Here is a 26,660-nt window from a genome sequence, read left to right as displayed (position 1 = left end):
CCTTGGACGCCGGCGGTGCGCACGTGGGCGCGGCCGGATGACGGATGGACGACCCCCTGGCGCTGCGACACATGTCCTGCGTGGCGGTCGAACGCTAGGGTACGCGACCCGCCCGCTCGCGGGGGCTCCCGATGAAGCAGCAGCTCAAGGCACTGATGGGCGAGGGCGCGCGCCGACGGCTGCGGCGCCTCGGTCGCCTGCGCTGGATCACGAAGGCGGGGGTGCTGCGCCGCCACGAGGTGCGACTGCGCACGAGCCCGGCGACCTGGCTGCGCTACGTACTGCTCGACCCGGAGGTCGACACGTTCACCTACCGGCTCGACAACGTCGACGAGCTCGTCGCCGTGCTCGCGGCGCAGACCGGGCTGCCGGCGGCGCAGCTCGCCGCCCACGCCCGGGAGGTCGAGACCGACGAGGAGCTGACCCGCGGCCTGGCGCGCCGCACGCGCCGGCGCCTGGACGTCAAGCGCCGACTGCATCCGGTCGGCCACCACCTCGCGGCCTGGGTCCTGGTGCGCGCCCGGCGGCCCGCCCTGGTGGTCGAGGCGGGGGTGCTCGACGGGCTCGCCTCCCTGGTGGTGCTGCGGGCGCTGGAGCGCAACGCGCAGGAGGGCGCGCCGGGGCGGCTCGTGAGCCTCGACGTCATGCCGGGCGCCGGGTCGCTCGTCGCGCCGCACCTGCGCGAGCGCTGGACGCTCCACGTCGCCGACTCCCGTACCGGCATCCCCGCGGCGGTCGGGGAGGAGCGCGTGGACCTGTTCGTCTCCGACTCGCTGCCCGACAGCGCGCACGTGCGCGCCGAGCTCGACGCCGTCCTGGCCCGGGCCGCCCCGACGCTCGACGTGATCCAGGTGTGGGGACAGCTCGACGCGCTGCACGACGTCGGCCGCGAGCTGGGCGTCCCGGTCACGGTGTTCCGGGAGCGCCCGCGCGGCCACTTCTACCCCGGCAACCGCATCGCGCTGGCGCGCCTGCGCGACGACGGTCGCAGCGCCCCGTAGTCCCCGGCGCGCGCCGCCGCGACGAAGGCGCGCCAGTCGTCGGCCAGCAGCAGCGGCAGCTCGTCGGGGAAGCCCGGGTGCACCATCACCTCCACGGTCCGTCCGCGCGCGGCGGCGAGCGCGGCGTCGAGGCCGGCGCCCTCGAGGGCGGGGTGCACGTCGGCGATCGCCCAGAACCGGCTGGTCGTGGTGAACCGTCGCCGCATCAGCGTGGCCTTGGCGGTCGACGCGAGGGCCTGCGGGGTGCGCGGCGCGCCCGCGCCGGGCGGGGCGCTGCGCGTCTGCCGCACCCGCGTCCCCCGCGGGAGGGCGGGGCTGAGCAGGACGTCCGGGCAGACGTGCACGTGGTGGTGGGAGTCGACGTGCCCGGGCGGCGCGCCGTAGAGGCGCCGGTGCTCGGCGAGCTGGACGGCGATCTCGGCGGCGACGTCACGCCGGACCGCGCGCGTGTACCGCCAGCGTCGTCGGGGCAGGTCGGCGAAGTGCGCGCGCAGCCGCGCGTGACGGGCGGCGTGCTCGGCGCCGACGCCAGGGCCGTCGAGCGCCTCGGTGAGGTTGAGGTGCAGCCCGGTCGGTAGGCCACGCTCGCGTGCGAGGGCGGCGGCGCGGACGCTGTCGGCCATGAAGACCATGCCGGTCGTCGAGGTGATGGCCCCGGCCGCGTGGGCCCGCGCGATCGCGTCGGTGACCGCCACCGAGGCGCCCCAGTCGTCGGCGTTGACGATCAGGAGCTCGTCGCCCACGGGCGCAGCCGCTCCACGACGGAGGTGATCGAGTACTCGGCCAGGGCGAGCTCGCGCGCGGCGGTCGCCATCGCCGGGTCGCCCCCGGCGGCGAGGACCTCGCCGACGGCGGCCGCGAACGCCGCCGCCCCGTCGGCGACCCGGTAGTGCACCCCGGGGGTGCCGCGCAGCCCGGCGGCCCCGCGCGGGGTGGCGACGACGGTCCGCCCGTGCGCGAGCGCCTCGACGAACTTCAGCGGCGAGCCGCCGCCGGTCAGCAGCGGCACGGCGACGCAGGTGCTCGTCGCGTAGAGCGGCCCGATGTCCGGCACGAACCCCGGCAGCTCGACCCCGGGCGGCGGGGCGGTCGCGTCGAGGCCCAGCGCCCCGGCGGCGTCGCGGCCGGCGAGCACGAGCACGGTGCCGGGCCGGGCGGCGCGCAGCAGCGGCGCGATCTCCTGCAGCAGGAACCGTCCGGCCTCGACGTTGGGCGGGTAGGTCCAGTCGGCGAGCAGCAGCACGCGCCCCGGCCCGCCGGCGGGCGGCGGGGCGGGGCTGATCGCCTCGGCGTCGACGACGTTGGGCACGAGCCGCAGGGTCGCGCCGGGGCACAGCTCGCGCGCGCCGGCCATGTCGGCCTCGCTGACCATCCACGACTCGCCGACGCGGGCGAGCAGCCGGCGCTCGAAGCGTCGCAGCAGCGCCGGGCTGCCCATGTCCCCGATGTCGGCGCGCAGCTGCGACTCGAGGTTGTGGGCGTTGTAGGTCACGCGTGCGCCGAGGCCGTGCAGGGCGGCGGCGCAGACGGGCCCGTCGGCGACGACGTGCCCGCGGTCGGGCGTGGCGGCGAGCCGCCGGGCGGCGCGGACGAGCTCGGGGGAGACGCCGCGCGCGAAGCCGTCGGGCACGCCACGGGCGCGGGTGGCGGCGTAGGCGAGCGCGCGCCGGGCGCCGCGCGAGGGCGCCGCCGCGTGGAGGGTCACGCCGGTCATCGCGCGGTACTCCTCGCCGGGCTCGAGCACGCCGCGCTGCGGGTACAGGACGTCGACCGGGCCGAGCTGCGCGAGGGCGCGGACGACGCCGTGGACGCGCAGGGCGCGGCCGGAGCCCAGGCGCGGGGCGTCCTCGGTGACGAACAGGGTCCGTCGCTCAGGCACCGGCACCTCCCCGCGTGCGGTGGGCGCGGACGGTGTGGAGGGCGTCGGCGACGGGCGTGGTGACGGGCACGGGCGCATGGTGGCCGACCCGGGCGACGGCGCGTCGCGCGAGCGGGGTCAGGCGGGCGGGGACGACGAGCGCGTCGACCTGTCGCACCTGTCGCTCGGCGTCGAGGCCGCGCGTCAGCGCGAGCGCCCCCGCACTGGACAGCGGCCGGACGCGGACGCCGGCGGCGGTGACGGCCGGTCCGTCGCCGGGGGCGTGCCCGACGACGACGGTCTCCGGGCAGGGGGTCAGGAGCGCGGTGTCGGCGCCGCGGTCGGCCGCCTCGTGCAGCCAGGCGCAGATGGCGCGGGTGCTCGCCGCGTCCGTCGCCACGCCGACGAGCCGCAGCGGCCCGCGCGGCGGCGGCTCGAGCGAGAAGTGCGCGCCGGAGCCGTCGGGGTGGCCGGCCTCGCGGCGCAGCGCGAGCACCCACACGCCCGCGTCGGCGACGGCGTCCAGCGCGACCTTCAGCACGCCGCGCCACCCGTCACGCCAGGCGCGGTCCACGAGCAGCCGGTACGCGGTCTTGGCCAGCGGCCGGGCGAGCACCCCGACGAGGACCGCGCGGGGCGTGCGCGAGGGGGTGAACTGGGAGGCCTCCAGGCGCGTGTAGGCGCGCAGGTCGGCGAGCGCCGCGCGCAGCGTCGGGGCGAGCTCGTGCTCCATGTCGTGCCGCATCGCCCACGCGGGCGTCGTCGCCCACAGGCCCTCGTGGACGGTGCGCCGCTCGTCGTGCCGGTAGGCGCCGCGGCGGAACAGGCGGTAGCGGTAGCACGGGTACTTGATCGCCGGCTCGAGCCAGCCGCCGAGGTACTCGTGGCGCATCGGCAGCGCGACGATGTCGTGGCGCGGGTCGTGGGCGTCGAGGAACGCGCGGATCTCCCGGGCCAGCGCGGGCGTGATCTGCTCGTCGGCGTCGACCTCGAGGATCCAGTCGCCGTGCGCGTGGTCGATCGCGACGTTGCGCTGCGCGGCGAACCCCGGCCAGCCGCGCTGCACGACGACCGCGCCGGCGGCCCGGGCGATCTCCACGGTCCGGTCGGTGGAGCCGGAGTCGACGACCACGACCTCGTCGCAGAACGCGACGCTGCGGAGCGCCCGGGGCAGCAGCCGCTCCTCGTCCCGGACGATCAGGCAGGCGGTGATGGTGGGACGGGGTGGAGCCGTCACGGCTCGGGGGTCGGGACGAGCGCCGACGGAGCGGGGGACGGGCGTGTGGCGCGGGCGGCGATCGTCCGGCCGCGGCGGATCAGCGGCCGCTCGACGGTCCGGTGGAGCAGCTCGGCGACGACGAGCGAGCCGCCCAGCAGGAGCGCGAGTCGCATGGTCGCGGTCGCCGTTCCCCGGTCGGGCGCGAGGACCCGGTCGACGACCTCGCCGACGAGCGGGTGGAAGAGGTAGATCGCGTACGAGCGCGTCCCGATGTGCACGAGCGGCCGCGAGGTCAGCCCGCGCGTGACCCCCGGGACGCCGAGCAGCACGGCCGGGAACGCCCAGACCGCCACGAGGCCGTAGCCGACCTGCACGTTGCCGCGGGCCGCGAACACGAAGACGCCGACGATCGCGACCGCGACGAGCGAGAGGCCGACAGCGGGCGAGGCGAGACGCCGGGCCACCGCGAAGCCGCGTGGGTCGTGCAGGACGAGCGCGAGCCCGCAGCCGAGGAAGATCGGGAGGTAGAGCGCGAGATAGGAGCCGTGGTCGACCAGCCAGCCGGTGAGCGCGGCGACCACGAGCGCGGTCACGGCCGCGCCGCGGTGGCGTGCGCCGGCCGTCGCGGCGAAGGCCAGCAGCGGCCACAGGAGGTAGAACTTCTCCTCGACCCCGAGCGACCAGCTGTGTCCGAACGTCCCGTCGGGGGCGAGCTCGTTGGTGAACGTCACGAAGTAGACGAGCCGCGCGACGTAGTCGTCCTGGCCCTCCCCGAGCCCGAGGCCGAGCCGGGCGACGGTGAAGACGGCGAGCGCGAGCAGGTACAGCGGCAGGATCCGGTAGGCGCGCCGGATCCAGAAGGCGCGCAGTGACACGCGGCCGTTGCGGTCCTCTTCGCGCAGCAGCAGCGTCGTGATGAGGAAGCCGCTGATGACGAAGAAGAGCGCGACGCCGAGTGATCCGTGGATCGCGTCCCACGTGCGGTCGCCCGAGTGCGCGACGAGGACGAGCGCGATGCTGACCGCGCGCAGCCCGTCGAGGGGGGCGAAGTAGCGCGTCGTGCGGAACTGCTGGTGGGTCATCGCCATGTCGTCTGGATGTCGGCAGCGGGCCGCGCGGACATGACCTGCGGCGCGGCGGGCGCGTCCAGGTCCCCGGCCGCGGGGCCGCGTGCGACGAGCCGCAGGGCGAGCCGGGTGGCCCGTCGGGCGTCGTCGGCGGCGACGACGAGCTCGACGGGGCGGACCTGCTCCTCGCGGTCCAGGGCGCGCCCGATCGCGACGGGCCCGCGTCCGGCGAGCGCCTGCACGCGGACGGCGTCACGGACCCAGGGCGGGGCGGCGGCGTCGAGGTCGACGGGCGCGACGGACGGTGGCACCAGGAGCGTGGCGTCGGCGCCCGCCGCGGCCGCCTGCGCGAGCCAGGCGGTGACGCGCTGCGCACCGCCGGCGCTGGTCGCGACCCCGACGACCCGGACGGCGGACACGGCGGGGAACCGCTCGCTGTAGTGGCCGGCGGTCGCGTCGGCCGCACCGTCCGGCCCGGTGCGCCGCGCCGCGCGGGCCGCGAGGAGCCACACGGCGGCGTCGGTCCCGGTGTCCAGGGCGATCCGCGCCGCTCCGCGCCAGCCGTCGCGCCAGCCGCCGTCGAGCGTCAGCCGGTAGGCGGCCTTCACCAGCGGTCGCAGCACGACGCCGCGCACGAGCGCCGTGACGGAGAGCTGCGGGCGGAACTGGGCGGCGTCGAGCTTCGCGTAGGCCCAGGTGTCGCGCAGCGCCTCGCGCCACGTGCCGGCGAGCTCGTGCGTGATGTCGCCGCGGGCCGCCCACGCGGGTGTGGTCGGCACGACCTCCTCGTGCACGGTGCGCGTCTCGTCGTGCTCGTAGACGCCGAGGGCGAACATCCGCCGGCAGTAGCTCGGGTACTTCATCGAGTCGCGCAGCCAGCCGCCGAGGAAGCGGTTGCGGCGCGGCAGCGACAGCAGCGGAAAGCGGTCGGGCAGGGTGGGGTGGTCGAGGAAGGCGCGCAGCTCGGCGGCGAGCTCGGGGGTCACGCGCTCGTCGGCGTCGATCTCGACGACCCAGTCGCCGGTGGCGTGGCGCAGCGCGACGTTGCGCTGCCGGGCGAACCCGGGCCACGGGTTGTGGACGACGGTGGCGCCGGCGGCGCGGGCGAGCTCGACGGTGCGGTCGGTGGACCCCGAGTCGACGACGACGATCTCGTCGCAGAACGCGAGCGATGCGAGCGCGGCGGGGAGCCGCTCCTCCTCGTCCTGGGTGATCAGGCAGGCGCTGAGACGCCGTCGGCTCACGGTACCCTCACGGGGTGTCCCCGTTCTGGATCTGGATGCAGGTGCTCATCGTCGTCTTCGTGCTCGCCGGCATGGTGATCGCGGTCACGAAGCTCGTCTGAGCCGGCCGCGCAGGCCCCGCCGTGGCGGGGTGGCGTCGAAGGGCACGGGGGCGGACGGGACGGGGGTGCCGTCGAGGATCGCGCGCGGCACGTCGTGGCCGAGCCAGCGGACGAGCTGCGGGTCGAGCCCGGCCCGCGTGAGCGGCTCCTCGATCCCGGGCGGGCGGCGGGTGAGGTCGTGCGCGTCGCTGGCGACGCTGTGCACGAGCCCGCGCCGTAGGAACGTGGTCGCCACCTCCTGCACGGTGGAGCCGAAGCGCCCGACGAACGCGCCCGCGGTCATCGAGGTCAGCAGGCCCCGGCGGACGTAGTGCTCGAGCCGCTCGGGCTCGCGGTGGAAGGCGGGGCAGCGCTCCGGGTGGGCGAGGAGCAGCCGGTGCCCGCGGGCGAGGAGGTCGTCGATGACGGCGTCGAAGCCGGCGCTGCTGGGCGTGAACGGGCACTCGAGCAGCAGCCACGGGCCGCCGCCCAGGCGCAGCGCCTGCAGCTCGGGGTCGTCGAGCGCCTCCACGCGCGTCAGGGCGACCTCGGCGCCGGGGCGGATCTCCAGCGGGATCGCGGCGGCGGCGAGCCGCGTGCGGACGAGCTCGACCAGCGGCCCCAGGAGCCGCGCGCCGTTGTCCGGGTGGTCCCAGCTGACGTGGGAGGTCGCGACCACCAGCGAGGTGCCCGCCGCGACGTGGGCCCGGGCGAGTTCGAGCGTGTCGTCCATCGTCGGCGGCCCGTCGTCGATCCCGGGCAGGATGTGGCAGTGGAGGTCCAGCACAGCCGCAGAGCCTGCCACAGCACCGGGCGGTCCGGGACCCTCGGAGGGAGTGTGCGTCGGCGCACCCGCGGGCCGGTGCGTTGCGGTTAGGCTGGGCCCATGTTCACTTCGATCGTCGTCGGGACCGACGGGTCCGACACCGCCAAGAAGGCCGTGGCCCGCGCGGTCGCGCTGGCCGCCGAGCTGAAGGCCACGCTGGAGATCGTGAGCGCGTACGAGCCGGTGTCCGAGCAGCGGCTGCGCGAGGAGAAGCAGCAGGTGCCCGGGGATCTGCAGTGGATGGTGACCCCGCGGGAGGACGTCGACGCGACGCTCGACGCGGCCGCCGACGAGGCCCGGGCGGCCGGCGTGCCCGAGGTGCGGGTCCACGCCCGTCAGGGCGACCCGGCCGACGCGATCCTCGACGTCGCCGAGGAGCTCGACTCGGACCTCATCGTGGTGGGCAACAAGGGCATGACCGGGGCGAAGCGGTTCCTGCTGGGCTCGGTGCCCAACAAGGTGAGCCACCACGCCCCGTGCAGCGTCCTGATCGTGCGCACCAGCTGAAAACACCGGAAAGTCGACGGGTCTCTCCCGGTCGGGGGGAGCGAGGGGTCGTCCGATCGGACGAGGCCCGTTGGTCGACCGGGTGAGGCCACGTGGTCCGGTGGACCCTGCGGTTCGGGGAGTGTCGAACCGCACTGCCTGTCGCACCATGTCGGGCATGGCAGTGACGGTCAGGCAGGGGTTCACCGCGACGCGCCCGGGGCTCCGGGAGCGCGGCTCGTCGTCGGCGACCGCGGAGGTCGTCGCGCTGCGGCCGCCCGCCCGCACGACGCCGTGGACCACGAGCGCCGAGGCCGCCGTCGAGCGCGCTCTGTGCGCCGACGCGCCCGTCGCCGTCGTGCTGCTGCGCGCCGAGGCCCGCAGCTCCCGGCTGCGCCGCCGTCCCGCGCCCGCCCCGTCGGTCGTCGACCTCGTCCGCGTCTGGCGCGGCGCGCTCGCCGTCGACGAGCACCTCGTCGCCATCGACGCGGGCACCATCGGCGTGCTCCTGCCCGGCAGCGGGCTCGACGCCGCGTTCGAGCGGGTCGAGGCGCTGCGCGGCCTGGCCGGCCCGGCTGTCGCCGTGACCGCGGCCGTCGCCGCCGTCCGCGCCGCCGAGCCGCTCGAGGACGCCTCCCGGCGGGCCGCGCGCAAGCTCGCGCAGTTCTCGCGCGCCGGCGCCTCCGCGCTGGCCGTCTGACGCCCCGTCCGCCGCCGTGGGCGGCGGCGTCCCGACCGCCGCTACGTGCCCGGCGTCGCCGCGGGCTGCGGCAGCACCGGCTGCGTCGCCTTCGCCGCGTTCAGCAGCCCGTGGCCGTAGCGCTCGTCGACCCCGGGCGCCCCGAGGTCGGTCGCCGTCGCCTTCAGGTGCCGCTCGATCCGCGCCGGGCTCGGGGACGGGCCCAGCACGCCTGAGGCGATCACGAGCGCCGCGGTCGCCGACACGTGCGGGGTCGCCATCGACGTGCCCTCGTAGTCGCTGGGCAGGCCGAAGCTGCGCCGCTGACGGCCCTGCAGCGTCACCTGGAAGATGTCGCGGCCGGGCTTGGCGTCGTCCTTGCAGTTGGGGTCGTCCAGCAGCTGCGCGTCCGCGCCGCCACCGGGCGCCACGAGGTCCAGGCCCGCGCCGACGTTCGAGAAGTCCGACAGGCAGCCGTGCTCGGTGGTCGCCCCGACCGAGATCACGTTCGACGCGCGCGCGGGGTACGCGATCGCGCGGTGGCCCTCGTTGCCGGAGGCCCCGACGACGACCGCGCCCTTGCTGTGCGCGTAGCGGATCGCGTCGAGCATCTCGGGGATCTGCGCGGCCCGCACGTCGCTGGAGAACTCGAGGCTGAGGTTGATGACCTGCGCGCCGCGGCGGGCCGCGAAGCGGATCCCGTCGGCGATGTCGCTGGCGTCGCCCTCGCCCTGGTCGTCGAGCACGCGGATCGGCATGATCCGCGCCCCGTACGCCAGGCCGGTGAGGCCGATCCCGTTGTTCGTCGCCTCGGCGATCGTCGACGCGACGTGGGTGCCGTGCCCGTTGCGGTCGTACGGGTAGGGGTCGCGGTCGACGAAGTCGTAGCCGCGCACGAACTGGTCGGTGCGCAGGTCGGGGGACTTCAGGTACGTGCCCTTCGCGCGGTACGCGACCCCGGTGTCGAGCACGGCGACGGTGACGCCGCGCCCGCCGCTGCGCTTCACGGCGGCGAGGTTCGCCCACGCCTCGGGGGCGTTGACGGAGAAGGGACCGACGAAGTTCCACTGCACGCGCTGCCAGCCGCCGGCGGTGGTGCCGCGGCCCGGGTCGTTGGGCACGAGCGCCGCGGCGCGGGCCTTCACGTTGGGGACCGCGTAGACGACCGAGGACCGTCGGCGCACGGCGCGCAGCGCCCGGTCGACGTCGGTGACGCGGATCACCCGGTGCGCGGTCTGCGCCCGGGTCGCCGCGCGCGCGAGCATCCCGGTCGGGTGCTCCTTGACGACGATCTCCCCGGGCACGGTCTCGACCGCGTGCGCGCCGGCGACGGGGCCGGTCAGCGCGACCGCCCCGAGGGTCGCGGCGGCGACCGCGAGGCGGCGGGCGCGAGGGACGGAGGGGCGGGGCGGGAAGGGCATCGGGCGCTGGACCGGCAGGGAGACGGCACCTCTCCCAACAGCGCGCGCCTGCCGGAGTTGTGCGGCCTGAGCGATGATGACGCATCCCGTGGACCCCGTCGCCCCTGCACCCGACCCTGCGCCCGGCATGCGCCTGGCGATCGACGAGGCCCGCCGGGCCCTCGAGCACGACGACGTGCCGATCGGCGCGGTCGTCCTGGCGCACGACGGCACGCTCCTGGCGGCCGCCCACAACGAGCGCGAACTGCACGAGGACCCGACCGCGCACGCCGAGGTCCTGGCGCTGCGGCGCGCGGCGGCGGCGCTCGGCTCGTGGCGGGTGCTCGACGCGACGCTCTACGTGACGCTCGAGCCGTGCGCGATGTGCGCGGGCGCGATCGTCCTGAGCCGGATCCCGCGCGTGGTCTACGGCTGCACCGATCCGAAGGCGGGCGCGGCGGGCTCGGTCCTCGACGTGCTCGACCAGCCGGCGCTCAACCACCGGCCCGAGGTCGTCGGCGGCGTGCTGGCGGACGAGTGCGCGGAGCTGCTGCGCGCGTTCTTCCGCGCCCGCCGGCGCTGACGGCCGCACCCCTCCAGTAGCGTGCGGCCCATGTCGCGGTTGCGTGCGCTGCCCCTCGCCCTGGCCCTCGTGGCCGCGGCTCTCGCCCTGCCGGGCGCCGCGCCGGTCGGGGCGCAGGACCTCGCGTCGGTGCGTGCCGAGGCGGTCGCCTGGGCGGTGACGCAGAACGGGCACCGCGAGACGGGCACGTCGAACTGCTCGTCGCGGATCACGCGCTGGCAGCGCGACATGGGCCTGCGCGTGCCGCCGTGCCGGCCGTGGTGCGGCGCGTTCGTGCACCAGGCGTTCAAGCGCGCGGGCCTGCGGCTGTCGGCCCGCCTGATCGACCCGGACCGCTCCTACGAGGACGCGGTCGCCGGCCGCCGGGGGCTGCGCCGCATCCCGATCGGGAGCGTCCGCACCGGCGACCTGCTGTTCTTCGCCTTCCGCCCGGGCCTGAAGGCGTCGCACATCGCGCTCGTGCGCGGCGCGCCCCGCGGCGGGGTGGTCCGCACGGTGGAGGGGAACATCTCCCACACCGTGCGGCTGAAGACCCGCGGCCTGCGCTACGCGGTGCTGGCGGCCAGGGTCTCGGGCTGATCGCCGGCGGCCGGCGTGTGCCGGTCGACCCACTCGACGATCGTGTCGACGACGAGCCGGGAGTCGTCCCACATCGGCACGTGACCGCAGCCGGGCAGGACGCGGAACTCGTTGCCGGGGATCTCGCGGCGCAGCCGCGGCGAGTGCAGCGGCAGCGGCAGGATGCGGTCGTGCTGCGGCCAGGCCAGGAGGACGGGGGCGCTGACCTGCCCGAGCTCCTTGAGCACCGGGGTGCCGGCCTGCAGGGCGGTGATGACGCGGTCGCTGACGGTGCAGCCGAGCGAGTCGCGCAGGAGCTCGACGGCGTCGGCGGGCTGCACGAGCTCGCCGTGGCGCATGACGTCGCGCAGCGCGAGCCGGCGGCTGCCGGGGCGGCGCATGACCTGCGGGGCGCGGGGGGCCGCCGCCTGCGAGAGCTTGATCGTGCGCGCGAAGAACCGGGCGAGGCGCTGCGACTCGGCGTGGCCGGGCTCCCAGCCGCCGCCGGGGGCGAGCGCGACGACGCTGCGCGCGCGGCCGCGCTTGGCGAGCTCGATCGCGAGGGCGCCGCCCATGCTGTTGCCGACGAGGTGGGCGGTGCCGACGCCGATGTCGTCGAGGTGGCCGCAGAGGTGGTCGGCGGCGGCCTCGAGCGTCAGCTCGTCGGCCTCGAAGGCGGGGCCGCCGTGGTGCCCGGCGAGCGTCGGGGCGATGACCTCGTAGCGGGCGACGAGCTCGCCCAGCACGGGGCGCCAGTGCTTCCAGGTACCGGTGAAGCCGTGCAGCAGGACGACGGGCTCGCCGCTGCCGGCGCGGTAGAGCGCGGGGGTGATCTCGGGCATGCGGGAATGCTACTGCTGTGTAGGAACCACTGTGAACGTCGGCGTTCTTCGCGTAGGCTGCGCGACCATGGCCGGCCTTCCCCCCATCCCGGGCCTGAGGGAGCTCGCGGCGCTCGCCGCGAAGCCCGTCGGGCTCGTCAACGACCTCTCCAACCGTCCGCTCGTGCTGCGGCCGATGGACCTGCTGCGTGGCGCGGGCTCCGTGCAGGACGCGGTGCGCGACCGGACGATCCTCGTGACGGGCGCCTCCTCGGGCATCGGCGAGGAGACGGCGCGGCAGCTCGGCGCGGCGGGCGGCAAGGTCGTGATCGTCGCGCGCTCGCTCGACAAGCTCCAGGCGCTCGCCACGGAGATCGAGGCGGCGGGCGGGACCGCGGACCCGCGGTCCTGCGACCTCTCGGACTTCGACGCGATCGACGCGCTGATGGAGTCGGTGCTCGCCGACCACGGCACGGTCGACGTGCTCGTCAACAACGCGGGCCGGTCGATCCGCCGCTCGGTGGCGCTCTCCTACGACCGCTTCCACGACTACGAGCGCACGATGCAGCTGAACTACTTCGCGGCCGTGCGGCTGATCCTGCGGGTGCTGCCGGGGATGCGCGAGCAGCGCGGCGGTCACGTGGTGAACATCTCCTCGGCGGGGGTGCAGACGCGCACGCCGCGGTTCGGCGCGTACATCGCGTCGAAGGCGGCGCTGGACACGCTCTGCGACGCGCTGCAGGCGGAGACGCGCGACGAGAACGTCCGCTTCACGACGATCCACATGCCGCTGGTGCGCACGCCGATGATCGCGCCGACGAAGATGTACGAGCGGTTCCCGGCGCTGACGCCCGAGCAGGCGGGCGGGCTGGTGACGCGGGCGATCGTGCACCGTCCGCGGCGGCTCGGTCCGCCGTTCGGCAGCGCGGCGGCGTTCATCGACACGCTGTCGCCGGACACGATGGACCTGGTGCGCAACCGCGGCTTCAAGATGTTCCCGGACACCCGCGCGGCGCGGGCGGTGGCGGCGGAGCGGTCCGCCGAGGACGCGGCGGCGGCGCCGGGCACCGACGCCGACGGCAACGCGAACACGACCGGTGTCGCGTTCGCGAACCTGACGCGCGGCACGCACTGGTAGGCGGGCCGGGGGGGGGGCGCCGCGACCGCGTGATCCCCTAGCCGGCGCGCCTCATCCGCTTCCAGCCGTCCCACAGGGCGGGCAGGTAGTCGGCGATCGGCGGCAGATCGATCCCGCTGCCGGCGAGCGCGGCGCGCGTGCGAGAGGTCTCGAAGTGGCAGCGGAACGGCGCGGCGTCGATCAGTCCGGGGGAGACGCCGATCGCCGTGAGCGTCCGGTCGCGCACGCCGCCGACGACGGGCAGGCGCCCGGCGAGCTGGCCGGCGAGGAACGCGACCGACCCGGTGCTCTCGGGCAGGGCCGCGACGATCCGCGGCCCGCGGACGTGGGCGCACAGCGCGGCGAGGATGTCGTGCACGCGCTCGTCCTCGCTGGCGGTCAGGCCGAACGTGTCGCCGTGGGCGGGGTCGTCGGTCAGCGCGATGTGCGCGATCGCCTCCGCGCACCGGTCGACGGGGACGGTGGGCAGCCGGCCCATCTTCGGGACCGGGACGACCGCGAGCGACGGCACGCCCCGCAGCGCGGCCGCGAGCGGGAACAGCGCGTAGACGCCGTCGAGCTTGTCGGTCTCCCCGGTCGTCGTGGTCCCGACGACCGCGCCCGGCCGGTAGATCCGGAACGGCATCGCGGCCGTCTCGCGGACGAGCACCTCGGAGTCGTACTTCGACTGGTGGTACGGATGCGTGAACGACTGGCCCAGGCGGCAGTCCGCCTCCGGGTAGGAGCCCGCGTACGTGCCGGCCGAGGCGACCGAGGAGATCATGTGGAAGCGGCCCGCGTCGTGCGCGGCGGCGAACGCGAGGACGCGCCGCGTGCCCTCGACGTTGGCCTCGGCCATCGCCTCCGCGGAGGCGTCCATGTCGTAGATCGCCGCGAGGTGCACGAGGTGGTCGATCGGCGCGTCGAACGGCTCGAGCGTCAGGCCGTCGCGGGCGATGTCGCCCGGGACCGCGATCAGGCGCTCGCCCGCCTGCAGGTCGTCGGCGATCGCCTGGAGCCGTCCGGCGGACTGCGGCCGCACGAGGGCGTGCACGGTCGCGCCGCGGCGCAGCAGCTCGGCGATGACGAAGCGGCCGAGGAACCCGGTGCCGCCGGTGACGAAGCAGGACGCGCTGTCGCTCATGGCCGCGATCCTCGCAGACCGCCGCCCCCCGGACGGCGGGTCCGTGCCGGGGATCGCTTGTGCCCGCGGGTGAGGGTGGGATGGTCGGTGCCCCACCCCCGAGCACACTGGAGTGACACGCATGTCCGTCGTCCCCACCCGCACCCTGCTCTTCGGAGGCGCCTGCGCCGTCGGTGGCGCCGTGACCGCCAGTCGCCTGCGCGGCCGCCCGCACGAGGTCCGCCCGACCGCGGTCGTCCCGGCCCCGTTCGCGCCCCGACCGGCGACCCCGGTCCGTCCGGACGTCGCGATGAGCCCCGCCGAGCTGGACTCGGCGCTCGCCGCCGCCTTCCCGGGCGACGAGACGCCCGGCTACCTGTAGCCCGACCCGCCGCGCCCGGGGCGTCGCCGTCCCGGTCGCGGCCCCGCGCGCGCGGGAGTAGCTTCCCGGTGCGTGGGGACCTCGCTCGCACCGCTGCGCCACCCGGTGTTCCGCCGGCTGTGGGGCGCCAACGTCGTCTCGAACCTCGGGTTCTGGATGCAGCAGGTCGCGGCCGGATGGCTGATGACCGAGCTGACCGGCTCCCCGGCGCTGGTCGCGCTGCTGGCGACCGCGGCGGCGCTCCCCGTGTTCCTGCTCGCGCTCCCGGCGGGCGCGCTCGCCGACGTGGTGGACCGTCGCCGGCTCATCATCGCCACCCAGACGTGGCAGATCGCGGTGTCCGGCACGATGGCGGTGCTCGCGCTCACCGACGTCATGACCCCGGGACTGCTGCTCGCGGGCACCGCCCTGTACGGCCTCGGGTCGACGCTGGGGATGCCGCCGCAGTCGGCGATCGTGCCGGAGCTCGTGCCGCGCGAGGACCTGCCGCAGGCGATCGCGCTGAACGCCGTCGCGTTCACGGTCGCGCAGGCGCTCGGTCCGGCGATCGGCGGCGTGCTGGTCGCGACGGCGGGTGCGGGCTGGGCGTTCGCCGCCAACGCGGTGTCGTTCCTCGCCGTCGTCGCGGTGGTGGTCGCGTGGCGGCGTGAGACGCCGGAGAGCCACCTGCCGCCCGAGCACGTCTGGGGCGCGGTGCGCGCCGGGGCGCGGTACGTGCGGCACGCGCCCCCGCTGCAGCTCGTGCTGGCCCGTCAGCTGCTGCACGTCTTCTGCTTCGCGGCGTTCCCCGCGCTGCTGGCGGTCGCCGTCCGCGACGACCTGGGCGCGGGCGCGAGCGGCTACGGCCTCGCGTTCGGCGCGTTCGGCGTCGGCGGCGTGCTCGGCGCCCTGCTCGTGGTGCCGCGGCTGCGGGCGCGCGCGGTGCCGATCGACGCGATCGTCGCGGGGGCGACCGTGCTGTTCGCGGCGGGCGCCCTGGGGACGGTGGCGCTCGCCCCGTCGCTGCCGGTCGCGCTGCCGGGTCTGGTGCTCGGCGGCGCCGGGTCGATGATCGTGCTCAGCTCGCTGCAGGCCGCCGCCCAGCAGGTGCTCCCGGCGTGGGTGCGGGGCCGCGGGCTCGCGGTCTCGCAGCTCGTCTTCCAGGCGGGGCTCGCGGGGGGTGCGGTCGTGTGGGGGCAGCTGGCGACCGCGCAGGGCACGCCGACCGCGCTGGTCGCCGCGGCCGTCCTGGTCTGCGTGCTGCTGTCCGGCGCGCTCGCCGCCGGGCTGCGCCTGGGGTCCGTCGAGGGCCTGGACCTCGATCCCGCCCCGTGGCCCGGCGCACACCAGGGCGCGAGCATCGCGCCGGACGACGGGCCGGTGCTCGTGACGATCGAGTACCGCGTCGCGGAGGACCGCGCGCACGAGTTCCTCACCGAGATGCGTCGCGTGGCCCGCCTGCGGCGCCGCGACGGGGCGATCCACTGGTCGGTCGCCAGCGACCTCGACGACGCGATGTGCCACGTCGAGACCTTCGTCGTCTCCTCGTGGGCCGAGCACGAGCGCCAGGGGGAGCGCCGCGTCCGCGCGGACCTCGAGCAGCTCGAGCGCGTCTGGTCCCTGCACGAGGGGCCCGACCGACCGGTCGTGCGGCACCTGCTCGGCCACCACGGGCGCCTGCACCTGCCGCGCGCGCACCTCGCCCGCCGCGGCGCCCTGCGCGAGCGCGCGCGCCCCAGCGCCCACGACTAGGGACCGGCCGACCTCCGCGCGACCGGCTCGGTACCCTCCTTCGTCCCCGCGAAGCGGACCCATGGAGAGGTGCCGGAGTGGTTGAACGGGGCGGTCTCGAAAACCGTTGTGCGTCGTAAGGCGTACCGAGGGTTCGAATCCCTCCCTCTCCGCTGTGGTCCCGCGATCTCCCAGGAGACAGGCGCTTTGGCGGCCCGCGGACTCTGCCGTTGTGGAACCCGCACGACCGGTCACCGCCGGATTGGGAGACGCGACGGAGCGTGTGCGGCAGGCGGGCTCCTACGCTCGCGTCCGTGCACCTGATCGACACCTTCGACCGCGGCGTGCGCGAGGCACCCGACGGCGACTGCTTCGTCATGGCCGACGGCGCCGGGCGGATGACCTACCGGCAGGTCGAGGAGGCGTCCCACCGGATCGCGGCCTCGCTCCTCGCGGCCGGCGTCGGCAAAGGCCACCGGGTCGGCGTGCTCTCCCCCAACGCGCCGATGGCCTTCGTCTGCATCCTCGGCGCGCTGCGCGCCGACGCGTCGTGGGTCCCGCTCAACACCCGGGCGGTCGCCAAGGACCTCGTCGCGTTGCTGGGGCTGACCGGGTGCGAGCTGCTCTTCTACCACCCGTCGCTCGTCGCGCTGACCGACGAGATCCGCGCGGAGCTGCCGCAGGTCCACACGGCCGTCTGCCTGGACACGGGAGGGCGTGACGGCGACCCGGTGCTCGCGGAGTGGATGGCGGCCGAGGGGGCGCGGGTGCCGCGCCCGCCCCACGACCGCGACCACCCGGCCGTCCTCTTCCCGACGGGCGGGACGACCGGCCGCTCGAAGGCCGTGCAGCTCACGCACGGCATGGTCGAGCTCATGAACCTCGCGTTCGCCGCCCACATGCCGGAGCCCGAGCGGCCGCCGGTGATGGCGATGGCGGCGCCGATGACCCATGCCGCCGGTCCGATCTGCTTTCCCGTGTTCGCCCGCGCAGGGACGGTCGTCGTGCACGACGGGGTCGACCCGCAACGGCTGCTGGAGTCGATCGCACGGCACCGGGTCACCCGGCTGTTCCTCCCGCCGACGGCGATCTACGCGCTGCTGGCCCATCCGGGAGTGCGCGACCACGACTACTCGTCGCTGCGACACTTCATCTACGCAGCGGCGCCCATGAGCGTCAGCAAGCTCCGCGAGGCGATCGAGGTCTTCGGGCCGGTCATGACGCAGACCTTCGGGCAGGCGGAGGCGCCGATGATCCTCACCGTGATGTCCCCGCAGGACCACGCCGACGCCGTCGCCGCGCACCCGGAGCGGCTGGCGAGCGCCGGACGGCCGTCGCTGGTCGCCGAGGTGGCGATCATGGACGACGAGGGGACGCTGCTGCCGCCGGGCGAGGTCGGCGAGATCGTGGTGCGCGGCTCGCTCGTGACCCCGGGCTACTTCGAGGACCCCGAGCAGAGCGCCGCGAACCATCGGCCGGGCGGCTGGCACGGCACGAGCGACGTCGGGCGCGTGGACGAGGCCGGGTTCGTCTACCTCGTCGACCGCAAGCGGGACATGATCATCACGGGCGGCTTCAATGTCTGGCCGTCAGAGATCGAGCAGACGATCCACGCGATGGAGGGCGTCGCGGACGTCGCCGTCATCGGGCTGCCCGACGAGGTGTGGGGCGAGGCGGTGACCGCGGTCGTGCAGATGAAGCCGGGCTTCGACGTCCTCGACGTCGACGCGGTGCGGGCACGCTGCAAGGCGCGGCTCGGCTCGGTCAAGGCGCCCAAGCACGTGCTGTTCCGCGAGCTGCCGCGCTCGCCCGCCGGGAAGGTCCTCAAGCGCGCGCTGCGCGACGAGTACCGCTCGGCGGCCGGGGCGGCGGGCTGAGCGACGGGTCGCGCGGCCAGCGGACCAGCGGTACGTTGACCACGCCATGCCCTACCACGACCCAGTGACCGATCCCTCGGCCTGGGACGACGTGCGGCGGCAGACGGCCGCCGAGATGCTCCCGCGCCTGCGGGACCTCGTCGACGAGTGCGTCGTCTACATCAACGCGCACCAGCCCGAGCTCGCCTCCGACCCCGAGCTTGCCGCCGGCCTGCAGTCCAGCGCCTACGACAACTTCGAGCAGATCTTCCGGATGCTCGCCGACGGCAGCCCGGTCTTCGAGGCCTCCGCTCCGGCGGGCGCGATCGACTACGCGGAGATCATGGTCAAGCGCGGCCAGCCGCTGCAGACGCTGCTGCGCGCATACCGCTTGGGGACGATGTACTTCTGGCGGCTGTGGCGGCGCGAGTTCGTCACGCGGATCGACGACCCGGACGAGCTGATGCAGGCGGTCGACCACTCGATGCAGTTCGTCTTCGACTACGTCGACGCGATCGCCGAGGAGGTCACCGAGGAGTACGCCGTCCAACGCGAGCGGTGGGCGCGCTCCGCGGCCGCGCTGCGCCACGAGACGGTGGTGCGGCTCCTGTCGGGGGAGGGGATCGACCTGGACGTCGCCACCCAGCGACTGTCCTACGACCTGCGTCGGCGCCACCTCGGTCTCGTGCTGTGGACCCATCCGGAGCACGAGGCCGAGGACGTCATCCACCGCCTGGAGCAGGGTGCCCGTCGGCTCGCCGCCTCGATGGGCGCACCGCGGCCGCTGCTCGTCCCCGACGGCCGCACGACGCTCTGGGCGTGGATCGGCTTCGAGGACGAGCCGGATCCCGACCTCCTGGACCACGCGGCCCGCGACAGCGACGCGCTGCGCGGCCTGCACGCCGCGACCGGCGAGGTCGAGGACGGCATCCGCGGCTTCGTCGACACCCACACCGAGGCGCTCCGGGCACGCGAGATGGCGGAGCGGTCCGGCCGGCGCGGCCAGGTCGTCCGCTACGGCAGGGTGGTCGTGTCCTCGCTGCTGCTCGCCGACACCGACCGCGCCCGCCGCTTCGTCGCGCGTGAGCTCGGCGCGCTCGCCGCGGCCGACGACGCCACCACGCGGATCCGCGCGACCGTGCAGGTGCACCTCGAGGAGCAGCTGCGCACGGGCGTCACCGCGAAGCGGCTCGGCATCCACCAGAACACCGTCACGTACCGCGTGCGACAGGCCGAGGCGCTGCTGGGTCGCTCGGTCACGGACCGCCGGTACGAGCTCGAGACCGCGCTGCGGCTGCTCGGCTCCCTGGGCGACTGAGCGCCGTTGTGCAGGTCCCACAACGCGTGCCCGATCGTTCCGCCGAGCCTCCTGAGCGACCCCCGCGGCCTCGGCCTAGGTTGGTCGTGCGGTCGACGAGGAGCGGCCGCGCGAGCCCCACCGAGGAGAGGACCGCCAGTGCCGTCGACCACGATCGACATCGACACGGGTGGCACGTTCACCGACGCCTACGTCGTCCGCGACGGACAGGCGCTCACGGTGAAGGTGCTGACCACGCCACACGATCTCGCCGTCTGCTTCCAGGACGTCGTCGAGCGCGCCGCCGCGAGCCTGGACCTGCCCGTCCCCGCGCTGCTGCGCGAGACCGCGTGCGTGCGCTACGCCACGACCGTCGGCACGAACGCCGTCATCCAGCGGACCGGGCCGCGCATCGGCCTGCTGGTCGCGCCCGGCGCCGAAGGGACCGCCCAGGCCGCGGCGGGACGGTTCGTGGAAACCGGGATGGTGGGCGCCGTCGGCGCCGACGACGCCCTGGTCGCCACGACGAAGGACCTGCTCGCGGGCAGCGCCCGCGCGCTGGTCTGCTCGCTCCCCGCCGGGGACGCCGCCGCCGAGCGCGCGGTTCGCGAGGGCTTCGAGCGCCACTATCCCAAGCACTGCCTCGACGCCGTGCCGCTGCTGCTCTCCCACGAGGTGGACGACGATCCCGACGACACGCGTCGCACGTCCACGGCGCTGTTCAACGCCTACGTGCACCCCGAGGTGGCGAGGTACCTCCACCGCTGCGAGGACTGGCTGCGTGACCACGGGTACCGCCGGCCACTGCTGGTGGTCCACAACGACGGCGGCTGCGCCCGCGTCGCCAAGACGATCGCGGGGAAGACGTACAACTCCGGTCCGACCGCGGGCCTGATGGGTGCGGAGATCATCGCCCGGCTCTACGACGTGCCGGCGCTGGTCACGTTCGACGTCGGCGGCACCTCGCTGGACGTCGGCGTCGTCCGCGACGGCAGGGTCGCGATGCGGGAGCACGGCACCGTCGAGGGCGTCGAGCTGTCGTTCTCGATGCCCGACCTGCACGTGCTCGGCGCGGGCGGCGGATCGATCGCGCACCGCCTCGAGGACGGGACGATCGAGGTCGGGCCGCAGAGCGCCGGCGCCCGGCCAGGGCCCGCGGCGTTCGCCCTCGGCGGGACCGCACCGACGGTGACCGACGCCGACGTCGTCCTCGGGATCATCGAGCCGTCCAGCTTCCTCGGGGGAACCATGCCGCTCGACGGCGAGCGGGCGCGCGCGGCGTTGCAGACCCTGGACGCCGACGACCCGGGTGCCGCCGCGGAGCAGGTGCGCGCGCGACTGCACGAGAACATGGGCGCGCGGATCGCGCAGGAGCTCGCGCAGCTGGGCCTCACCCCCGCGGACGCGACGCTGCTCGCCTACGGCGGCGCCGGCCCCACGCACGCGGCCGGAGTCGCCGAGCGGCTGGGCGTCCGCGAGGTGATCACGCTCCCCTTCAGCGCGGTCTTCTCCGCGTTCGGGGCGCAGAGCGCCGACGTCACCCACACGTACGCGGCGGCCCCGGGGGACGGGGTGGAGGAGCAGCTCCGCGCCCGCGCGTCGCGCGACATGCGCGGCGAGGGGTTCAGCGCCGAGGACGTCGAGATCGCGACGACCGCGGTGACGCGGCACGGCGTCGACCGCACGCAGGTGCGGGCCGTCGCCCGGCTCGCCCACCACGCGTTCGTCGCGCAGCCGACGAACGGCGCGAGCACGACCGCTCGTGCCACCCGGGACGTCCGCTGGCGCAGCGCCCCGGAGCCCACCGCGATCCACGACCTGGCGGCGCTCGCCCCGGGCGCGCGCGTCGACGGACCCGCGGTGATCGAGGCGAGCGACACGACCATCGCGGTGCCGCCCGGCTGGGCGTTCTCCGTGGACGAGTACGGCAACGGACGACTGACGAGGAACGACCGATGAGCACCACGCGAGAGCGGATCACGGAGTACCTGGAGATCGACCTGGACGCGGAGCGCTGGCACTGCCGTGTCTGCGGGCAGGACCTCGGCGACGCCCGGGGCGACTACAAGCGCGGGCTGCTGCTGCACGACCGCGACCCGCGCGAGGTCTACGAGGCGAAGATCGACGCGGAGTACAGCTACGCGCCGGACCCGGCCTGGTGCCGGATCGTCGAGTACTGCTGCCCCGGTTGCGGCACGCAGGTCGAGGCCGAGTACCTGCCGCCCGGGCATCCGCTGCACCGGGACATCGAGATCGACCTCGACTGGCTGAAGGCCCGGCGCGAGCGTGAGGGGAGCGTGGCCTGATGGAGATCAACGTCGACATCGGCGGCACGTTCACGGACTGCTTCGCCACCGAGAACGGGACCGTCGCGTCCGCGAAGGCGCTCACCACCCACCACGACCTCAGCCAGGGGTTCATGACCGCGGTCGGCGATCTCGCGCAGGCGTTCGACACCAGCGCCGAGGATCTCCTCGGCCGCACCAGCGCGATCCGCTACGCGACGACGCTCGGCACCAACGCGCTGATCGAGCGCACCGGTCCGCGGCTCGGCCTCATCACGACCATGGGGTTCGAGGACGTCGTGCCCGTCTCCCGCTGTCGCGGCTACGGCGAGGGCCTCTCCATCCAGGAGAACCGCAACCTCGCGAAGGCGCAGCGTCCCGAGCCGCTGATCCCGCGCGACATGATCGTCGGGCTGCGGGAGCGCGTGGACTCCGCCGGCAACGTCGTGATGCCGCTGGACGAGGACGAGGTGCGGGACCGCGTGCTCGACCTCGTCGACCGCGGCGTGCGGGGCTTCGTCGTGTCGTTCCTGTGGGCGTTCAAGAACCCCGAGCACGAGCTGCTCGTCCGCCGGGTGATCGAGGAGGAGTTCCCGGGCGCGTACCTGGGCCGCTTCCCGGTCATCCTCAGTCACGAGGTGAGCAAGCGCTCGGGCGAGTACGTCCGGACGAGCACCTCGATCCTCGACGCGTACCTGCACCGCTTCACCGGCGACAAGATGAGCGAGCTGCGCGACGAGCTCCGCGGTCACGGATACGCGGGCTCGCTGCTGCTGGTCCACAACTCCGGCGGCATGGGTGGGCTGGCCCGCACCACGCCGCTGAAGACGATCCACGCCGGGCCGGTCGCCGGGCTCTACGGCTCCCGTCACATGGCCGACGCGTTCGGCTACGACAAGGTCGTGACCACCGACATGGGCGGCACGTCGTTCGACATCGGCGTCGTCGTGAAGGGGTCGGTGCGGTTCTACGAGTTCAACCCGGTGATCGACCGGTGGCTCGTGCAGATGCCGATGATGGACCTCAAGACCGTCGGCGCCGGCGGCGGCTCGATCGCCTCGCACGACCCGTACAAGGGGGTGCAGGTCGGGCCGCGGAGCGCCGGGTCCACTCCCGGGCCCGCGTGCTACGCCCAGGGCGGCACGGAGCCGACGACGACCGACGCCAACGTGGTGCTCGGGTACCTCAACCCCGACCACTACCACGGCGGCGAGCTGGCGCTGGACGTCAGGCGGGCCGAGCGGGCGATCGAGCGTCGCGTCGCCCGGCCGATGGGCGTCGACGTCGTCACGGCGGCTGCGGCGATCCGGCAGGTCGTCGACAACAACATGGGTGACGCGATCTTCAAGGAGGTCGTCCTGAAGGGGTACGACCCGCGGTCGTTCACGATCTTCAGCTTCGGCGGTGGCGGCCCGCTCCACGCGTGCGGCTACGCGGACGTCCTGCAGATCCCCCGGGTGGTCGTGCCGCCGCACTCCCCAGTGTTCAGCGCCTCCGGCGCGGCCGGCCTGGACCTCCTGCACATCTACGAGCAGTCCGAGCACTTCACGCTCTACAACCCGCTGTTCGGGACGGTCTTCGAGGACTTCCCCGCGATCGACGCGGTGCTCGACGACTTCGCCCGGCAGGCCGAGGCCGACTTCGCCGACGAGGGGCACGACGCGACCGAGATCGTCTACCAGCTGGAGCTCGACCTGCGGTCGGGCGGACAGCTGTACGTGACGACGATCAAGTCGCCGGTCCTGCGCATCCGTGACAAGGCCGACCTCGCCGCGGTCCTCCAGGCCTACTTCAAGGAGTACGCCGACCGCTTCGGCGACTTCGCGCTGACCAGCGAGGTCGGCGTCTCGATCGAGACCCTGCGGTTGCGGGCCTCGGTCCCGCGAGCGCACTGGGAACCGCAGGACGTCCCGCCGTCCACCGGCGGCGTCGAGGCCGCCCTGAAGGGCTCGCGTCAGGTGTGGTGGCGCGGCCTGGGCTTCACCGACAGCCCGATCTACGACTACGACCTGCTCGGCGACGGCGACGCCGTGCAGGGACCCGCCGTCCTGGAGGGACGCGACACCACGGTCGTGGTGGAGCCCCGGTGGACGGCGACCATGAACCAGCACGGGTTCCTCGTGCTCGACAAGGAGGAGTCCGCATGAACCCCCCGCCCCAGACCCTGACGCCGGACGCCCCCGAGGTCGCGGCGCCGATCGACGCCGACGCCTTCTTCACCGACCTGCTGCACGCGCGGCCGGTCATGTACGGACCGGACGCCTCCATCATGGACGGCAACGCGCTTGCACCCCGGACCGCGCTCGAGGACGAGGCGCTCGCGAGCGGCGTCGATCCCGTCGACGCGACGATCTCGCAGAACCGGCTCGAGATCATCCTCGAGTCCGCAAAGGAGATGCTCGAGCAGACCGGCGCCGCTCCCGGCGCCAAGTGGGGGGACCTCACGACCGGGCTCTACAGCGCGGCGGGAGACCTGGCGCTGGCGTCGTCCTCCGGCGTGGTCGTCTTCTCCGCGTGCGCCTCGGCACCGCTCAAGCACATCGTCAAGCAGTGGGCCGACGAGCCCACCGTGGGGGTCCGTCCGGGCGACGTCTACTACCACAACGATGCCCGCTACGGCGGGGTCCACAACGCCGACCAGACCCTCTGGATCCCGATCTTCGTGGACGGGGTCATCATCGGCTGGGCGGGCGCCACGATCCACGAGGGCGAGAACGGCGCGACCGAGCCGGGCGGCCTCTCCGCCTCGCCGCTGAGCGTCTACGACGAGGGCCTGAAGATCAGCCCGATCAAGATCGCGGAGAACTACACGTTCCGCCGGGACGTCGTGAACCTGTTGCAGAACAACGTCCGCGATCCGCTCATGCAGCTGATCGACATGCGGGCGAAGCTCAGCGCCTGCATGCGCATCGAGCAGCAGGTCCTGGAGCTCGTCCGGGAGAAGGGGCGCGACCTGGTCGTCGCCGTCCTGCGCGGCGCGCTGGAGAACACGGAGGCCGAGGTCCGCCGCCGCTTCAGCGAGCTGCCCGACGGCATCTACCGCGCGACGCACTTCGTCGACACGACGCTGCTGGAGGACCGGCTCCTCAAGTTCGGCCTGGAGGTCGAGAAGCGCCACGACCGGATCATCTGCCGGTCCGTCGGGACCGCGCCGATGATCCCCGACCGCGCGATCAACACCGCCCCGACGTTCGCCCGCGCGCTGTTCATGAACAGCCTGCAGATGTTCTTCTGGGCCGACCTGCCCCGCAACGCGGGATACGTCGCCGCGCTGGACTTCGAGTTCGAGGAGGACTCGATCTCCACGGCCGGCAACGAGGTCCCCAATGGGCTCGGGATGATCGGCGCCTGCGCGTGGCAGACCGCGATGCACCAGTGCATGTCGAAGATGGCCTACAACCGGCCGGGCGACATCGAGATCATCGCCCCGTGGTACGGGATGACGCAGTCGCTCTACTACGGCGGCCTGAACCAGTGGGGCGCGCCGGTGGCGAACCTCATGATCGACATCAACTCGATGGGCGGCGGCGCACACGCGGACCGCGACGGCGAGCACGCCTGCGCCCCGTTCTTCGCCTCGATGGCCGACTACGGGGAGATCGAGGACCGCGAGACCGAGCTGCCGGTCCTCACGCTCGGCCGGCGGCTGACCGTCGACAACCACGGGCCGGGCCGCCACCGCGGTGGCTCGTCCGTCGAGTGCATGTACATGGTCTGGGGAGTCCCCGAGTTCTTCTACGGTTGCATGGGCACCGGCTCCAAGTTCCCCACCACGCCGGGACTGTTCGGCGGGTACGGGTCGGGCGCCAACCCGCTGACCGTGTTCAAGGGCTCGTCGTCGGAAGCGGTCGTCGCGGCCTTGCGCGACAACGCTGCGGACGTCCCCTACACCGCGCACGAACTGCACCGCGACGGCGGCCTGCCCGGCACGGTGGAGAGCAAGCGCTGCACGCAGTCCGCCGACCTGAACAAGCCGGGGGACATGTGGATCCTCCAGGTCGGTGGTGGCGGCGGCTACGGTGACGTGCTCGAGCGCGACCCCCAGGACGTCATGCGCGACCTCCGCGAGACGCGTATCAGCCACTGGCGCGCGCGGGAGCTCTACAAGGTCGTCTACGACGAGGAGACGCTGCTCGTCGACGAGGACGCGACGACGGCCGCGCGGACGGCCGAGCGCGACGCGCGGCGGGCCCGGTCCCTCCCGTACGACGAGTTCGTCGCGCAGTGGCGGCGCGACGAGCCGCCCGTGGGGATCGACTACCTCGGGGGGTGGTCGTGGTGAGCGCCGTGACCGCTGAACCGCACCCGGCCGCCGTCGCAGCCGCGGCCAAGCACGGCGTCGTCCTCGGGGAGGACGCGCCGATCATGGAGGTCATGTCGACCATGCGCGCGATGCGCAAGCTGAAGCCCGATCCCGTTCCCCGCGAGCTGCTCGAGCGGCTCGTGGAGGCCGCCACCTGGGCACCGAGCGCCGGCAACACGCAGACCTACGGGTTCGTGATCGTCGACGACCGGGAGACGATGGCGAAGTGCGGCAGGATCTGGCGGCGCCAGCAGCGGTTCTACTCGCGCGCGCAGGAGCCGCTCGTCCCCGAGTTCACGACGGCCGAGAAGTGGACGAAGGTCCACGACGCGCTGCGCCACCAGGCGGCGCACTTCGACGACACCCCGGCGCTGATCGTCTTCACCTACGACTTCACCGGCACGGTGATCACGAAGATGGTGAAGGGGCTGCGGCACACGCTCGCGGGCTGCGCGGCGGTCGGGCCGGTCGGGACGCTGAAGATGCTCCCCAACCTCGTGCGGTTCTTCTCGACCGGCGAGGCCGCGTCGATCTACCCGGCGGTCGAGAACACGCTCCTCGCGGCGCGGGCGCACGGCCTCGCGGCGTGTCTGACGACCTGGCACACGATCTACGAGCCGGACTGGCGACGGGCCCTCGGGCTCAAGCGCGGGACGAAGATCTACTGCGTCGTCCCGGTCGGCTGGCCGGAGGGAAAGTTCGGACCGGTGGCGCGCCGGCCGGTCGCCGACGTCGTCCGCTACACGGGCACCGCCACCGGCTGAG

The 26,660-nt window shown here is 74.5% G+C and carries 24 protein-coding genes and 1 tRNA gene; 16 read left to right on the top strand and 9 right to left on the bottom strand.

What is annotated here, in order from left to right; translation table 11 throughout:
- Positions 1–131 precede the first annotated feature (131 nt).
- On the top strand, positions 132–1,001 hold the full coding sequence (locus C7Y72_RS01765; RefSeq protein ID WP_107566906.1) for a class I SAM-dependent methyltransferase: 870 nt from the start codon (positions 132–134) through the stop codon (positions 999–1,001).
- Here C7Y72_RS01765 and C7Y72_RS01760 read toward each other — a convergent pair.
- The 6 genes from C7Y72_RS01760 to C7Y72_RS01735 all read right to left on the bottom strand — a co-directional run bounded on the left by C7Y72_RS01760 (position 941) and on the right by C7Y72_RS01735 (position 7,256).
- Positions 941–1,744: a ChbG/HpnK family deacetylase gene (locus C7Y72_RS01760; protein WP_107566905.1), complete on the bottom strand. Its 804-nt coding sequence runs from the start codon at positions 1,742–1,744 to the stop codon at positions 941–943. The two genes, C7Y72_RS01765 and C7Y72_RS01760, sit on opposite strands and share 61 nt — an antisense overlap.
- Entirely contained in the window at positions 1,726–2,880 is a 1,155-nt protein-coding gene (locus tag C7Y72_RS01755) for a glycosyltransferase (RefSeq protein ID WP_146175212.1), read from the bottom strand. The genes C7Y72_RS01760 and C7Y72_RS01755 overlap by 19 nt, the downstream gene beginning before the upstream one ends.
- Positions 2,873–4,096 (bottom strand): glycosyltransferase family 2 protein, encoded by a 1,224-nt coding sequence (locus C7Y72_RS01750; RefSeq protein WP_107566903.1) that lies wholly within the window; start codon positions 4,094–4,096, stop codon positions 2,873–2,875. Before C7Y72_RS01750 ends, C7Y72_RS01755 begins: the two co-directional genes overlap by 8 nt.
- Entirely contained in the window at positions 4,093–5,160 is a 1,068-nt protein-coding gene (locus C7Y72_RS01745) for an acyltransferase family protein (protein ID WP_158276572.1), read from the bottom strand. Before C7Y72_RS01745 ends, C7Y72_RS01750 begins: the two co-directional genes overlap by 4 nt.
- Complete coding sequence (locus C7Y72_RS23860) at positions 5,157–6,389, bottom strand: glycosyltransferase family 2 protein (RefSeq protein WP_107566901.1); 1,233 nt, start codon at positions 6,387–6,389, stop codon at positions 5,157–5,159. Before C7Y72_RS23860 ends, C7Y72_RS01745 begins: the two co-directional genes overlap by 4 nt.
- Before the next feature lie 84 nt (positions 6,390–6,473).
- On the bottom strand, positions 6,474–7,256 hold the full coding sequence (locus C7Y72_RS01735; protein WP_107566900.1) for a tyrosine-protein phosphatase: 783 nt from the start codon (positions 7,254–7,256) through the stop codon (positions 6,474–6,476).
- Between the two features lie 99 nt (positions 7,257–7,355).
- Between C7Y72_RS01735 and C7Y72_RS01730 the strand changes: the two genes are divergently transcribed.
- Positions 7,356–7,802, top strand: coding sequence for a universal stress protein (locus C7Y72_RS01730; RefSeq protein ID WP_107566899.1), 447 nt, complete (start codon positions 7,356–7,358; stop codon positions 7,800–7,802).
- A 157-nt stretch (positions 7,803–7,959) separates the two neighbouring features.
- Positions 7,960–8,481 (top strand): hypothetical protein, encoded by a 522-nt coding sequence (locus tag C7Y72_RS01725; protein WP_107566898.1) that lies wholly within the window; start codon positions 7,960–7,962, stop codon positions 8,479–8,481.
- Between the two features lie 41 nt (positions 8,482–8,522).
- Here the strand turns inward: C7Y72_RS01725 and C7Y72_RS01720 are convergent, their stop codons facing one another.
- Positions 8,523–9,881, bottom strand: a complete 1,359-nt coding sequence (locus C7Y72_RS01720) for a S8 family serine peptidase (RefSeq protein ID WP_107566897.1) — start codon at positions 9,879–9,881, stop codon at positions 8,523–8,525.
- A 127-nt stretch (positions 9,882–10,008) separates the two neighbouring features.
- On the opposite strand from C7Y72_RS01720, the gene tadA reads away from it, so the two are divergent.
- Entirely contained in the window at positions 10,009–10,443 is a 435-nt protein-coding gene (gene tadA / locus C7Y72_RS01715) for a tRNA adenosine(34) deaminase TadA (RefSeq protein WP_199223826.1), read from the top strand.
- A 30-nt stretch (positions 10,444–10,473) separates the two neighbouring features.
- Positions 10,474–11,022 carry a C40 family peptidase gene (locus C7Y72_RS01710; RefSeq protein WP_107566895.1) on the top strand — a complete coding sequence of 183 codons (549 nt, stop codon included), beginning with the start codon at positions 10,474–10,476 and terminating at the stop codon, positions 11,020–11,022.
- Here C7Y72_RS01710 and C7Y72_RS01705 read toward each other — a convergent pair.
- Entirely contained in the window at positions 10,989–11,843 is an 855-nt protein-coding gene (locus C7Y72_RS01705) for an alpha/beta fold hydrolase (RefSeq protein ID WP_107566894.1), read from the bottom strand. The genes C7Y72_RS01710 and C7Y72_RS01705 overlap by 34 nt on opposite strands.
- 67 nt (positions 11,844–11,910) lie before the next feature.
- On the opposite strand from C7Y72_RS01705, the gene C7Y72_RS01700 reads away from it, so the two are divergent.
- Positions 11,911–12,960 (top strand): SDR family NAD(P)-dependent oxidoreductase, encoded by a 1,050-nt coding sequence (locus C7Y72_RS01700; RefSeq protein ID WP_107566893.1) that lies wholly within the window; start codon positions 11,911–11,913, stop codon positions 12,958–12,960.
- Positions 12,961–12,997: 37 nt separating this feature from the next.
- On the opposite strand, the gene C7Y72_RS01695 is transcribed toward C7Y72_RS01700, so the two are convergent.
- A complete protein-coding gene (locus C7Y72_RS01695; RefSeq protein ID WP_158276571.1) occupies positions 12,998–14,083 on the bottom strand; it encodes an SDR family oxidoreductase in 1,086 nt (361 codons plus the stop codon).
- Between the two features lie 121 nt (positions 14,084–14,204).
- Here C7Y72_RS01695 and C7Y72_RS01690 point away from each other — a divergent pair, with 121 nt between their 5' ends.
- The 10 genes from C7Y72_RS01690 (at position 14,205) to C7Y72_RS01645 (ending at position 26,659) form a co-directional block, all read left to right on the top strand.
- Positions 14,205–14,444 carry a hypothetical protein gene (locus C7Y72_RS01690; protein ID WP_107566891.1) on the top strand — a complete coding sequence of 80 codons (240 nt, stop codon included), beginning with the start codon at positions 14,205–14,207 and terminating at the stop codon, positions 14,442–14,444.
- A gap of 72 nt (positions 14,445–14,516) precedes the next feature.
- The gene (locus C7Y72_RS01685; RefSeq protein ID WP_107566890.1) at positions 14,517–16,175 is read left to right on the top strand and encodes an MFS transporter; all 1,659 of its coding nucleotides are present in this window, start codon (positions 14,517–14,519) and stop codon (positions 16,173–16,175) included.
- Positions 16,176–16,238: 63 nt separating this feature from the next.
- Positions 16,239–16,327, top strand: a tRNA-Ser gene (locus C7Y72_RS01680).
- A 141-nt stretch (positions 16,328–16,468) separates the two neighbouring features.
- The gene (locus tag C7Y72_RS01675) at positions 16,469–18,031 is read left to right on the top strand and encodes a class I adenylate-forming enzyme family protein (protein WP_107566889.1); all 1,563 of its coding nucleotides are present in this window, start codon (positions 16,469–16,471) and stop codon (positions 18,029–18,031) included.
- A 64-nt stretch (positions 18,032–18,095) separates the two neighbouring features.
- Positions 18,096–19,328 carry a PucR family transcriptional regulator gene (locus C7Y72_RS01670; protein WP_107566888.1) on the top strand — a complete coding sequence of 411 codons (1,233 nt, stop codon included), beginning with the start codon at positions 18,096–18,098 and terminating at the stop codon, positions 19,326–19,328.
- Positions 19,329–19,466: 138 nt separating this feature from the next.
- Positions 19,467–21,266: a hydantoinase/oxoprolinase family protein gene (locus C7Y72_RS01665; RefSeq protein WP_158276570.1), complete on the top strand. Its 1,800-nt coding sequence runs from the start codon at positions 19,467–19,469 to the stop codon at positions 21,264–21,266.
- Positions 21,263–21,613: an acetone carboxylase subunit gamma gene (locus C7Y72_RS01660; RefSeq protein WP_107566886.1), complete on the top strand. Its 351-nt coding sequence runs from the start codon at positions 21,263–21,265 to the stop codon at positions 21,611–21,613. The genes C7Y72_RS01665 and C7Y72_RS01660 overlap by 4 nt, the downstream gene beginning before the upstream one ends.
- Positions 21,613–23,739: a hydantoinase/oxoprolinase family protein gene (locus C7Y72_RS01655; RefSeq protein ID WP_107566885.1), complete on the top strand. Its 2,127-nt coding sequence runs from the start codon at positions 21,613–21,615 to the stop codon at positions 23,737–23,739. The genes C7Y72_RS01660 and C7Y72_RS01655 overlap by 1 nt, the downstream gene beginning before the upstream one ends.
- Positions 23,736–25,874 (top strand): hydantoinase B/oxoprolinase family protein, encoded by a 2,139-nt coding sequence (locus C7Y72_RS01650; RefSeq protein WP_107566884.1) that lies wholly within the window; start codon positions 23,736–23,738, stop codon positions 25,872–25,874. The genes C7Y72_RS01655 and C7Y72_RS01650 overlap by 4 nt, the downstream gene beginning before the upstream one ends.
- Positions 25,871–26,659, top strand: coding sequence for a nitroreductase family protein (locus C7Y72_RS01645; RefSeq protein WP_199223825.1), 789 nt, complete (start codon positions 25,871–25,873; stop codon positions 26,657–26,659). Before C7Y72_RS01650 ends, C7Y72_RS01645 begins: the two co-directional genes overlap by 4 nt.
- Position 26,660: the final 1 nt, after the last annotated feature.

Source organism: Paraconexibacter algicola, from assembly GCF_003044185.1.
GTDB lineage: Bacteria > Actinomycetota > Thermoleophilia > Solirubrobacterales > Solirubrobacteraceae > Paraconexibacter > Paraconexibacter algicola.
The sequence above is the reverse complement of the archived record's forward strand: the minus strand, read 5'-3'. Positions and strand labels throughout refer to the sequence as shown.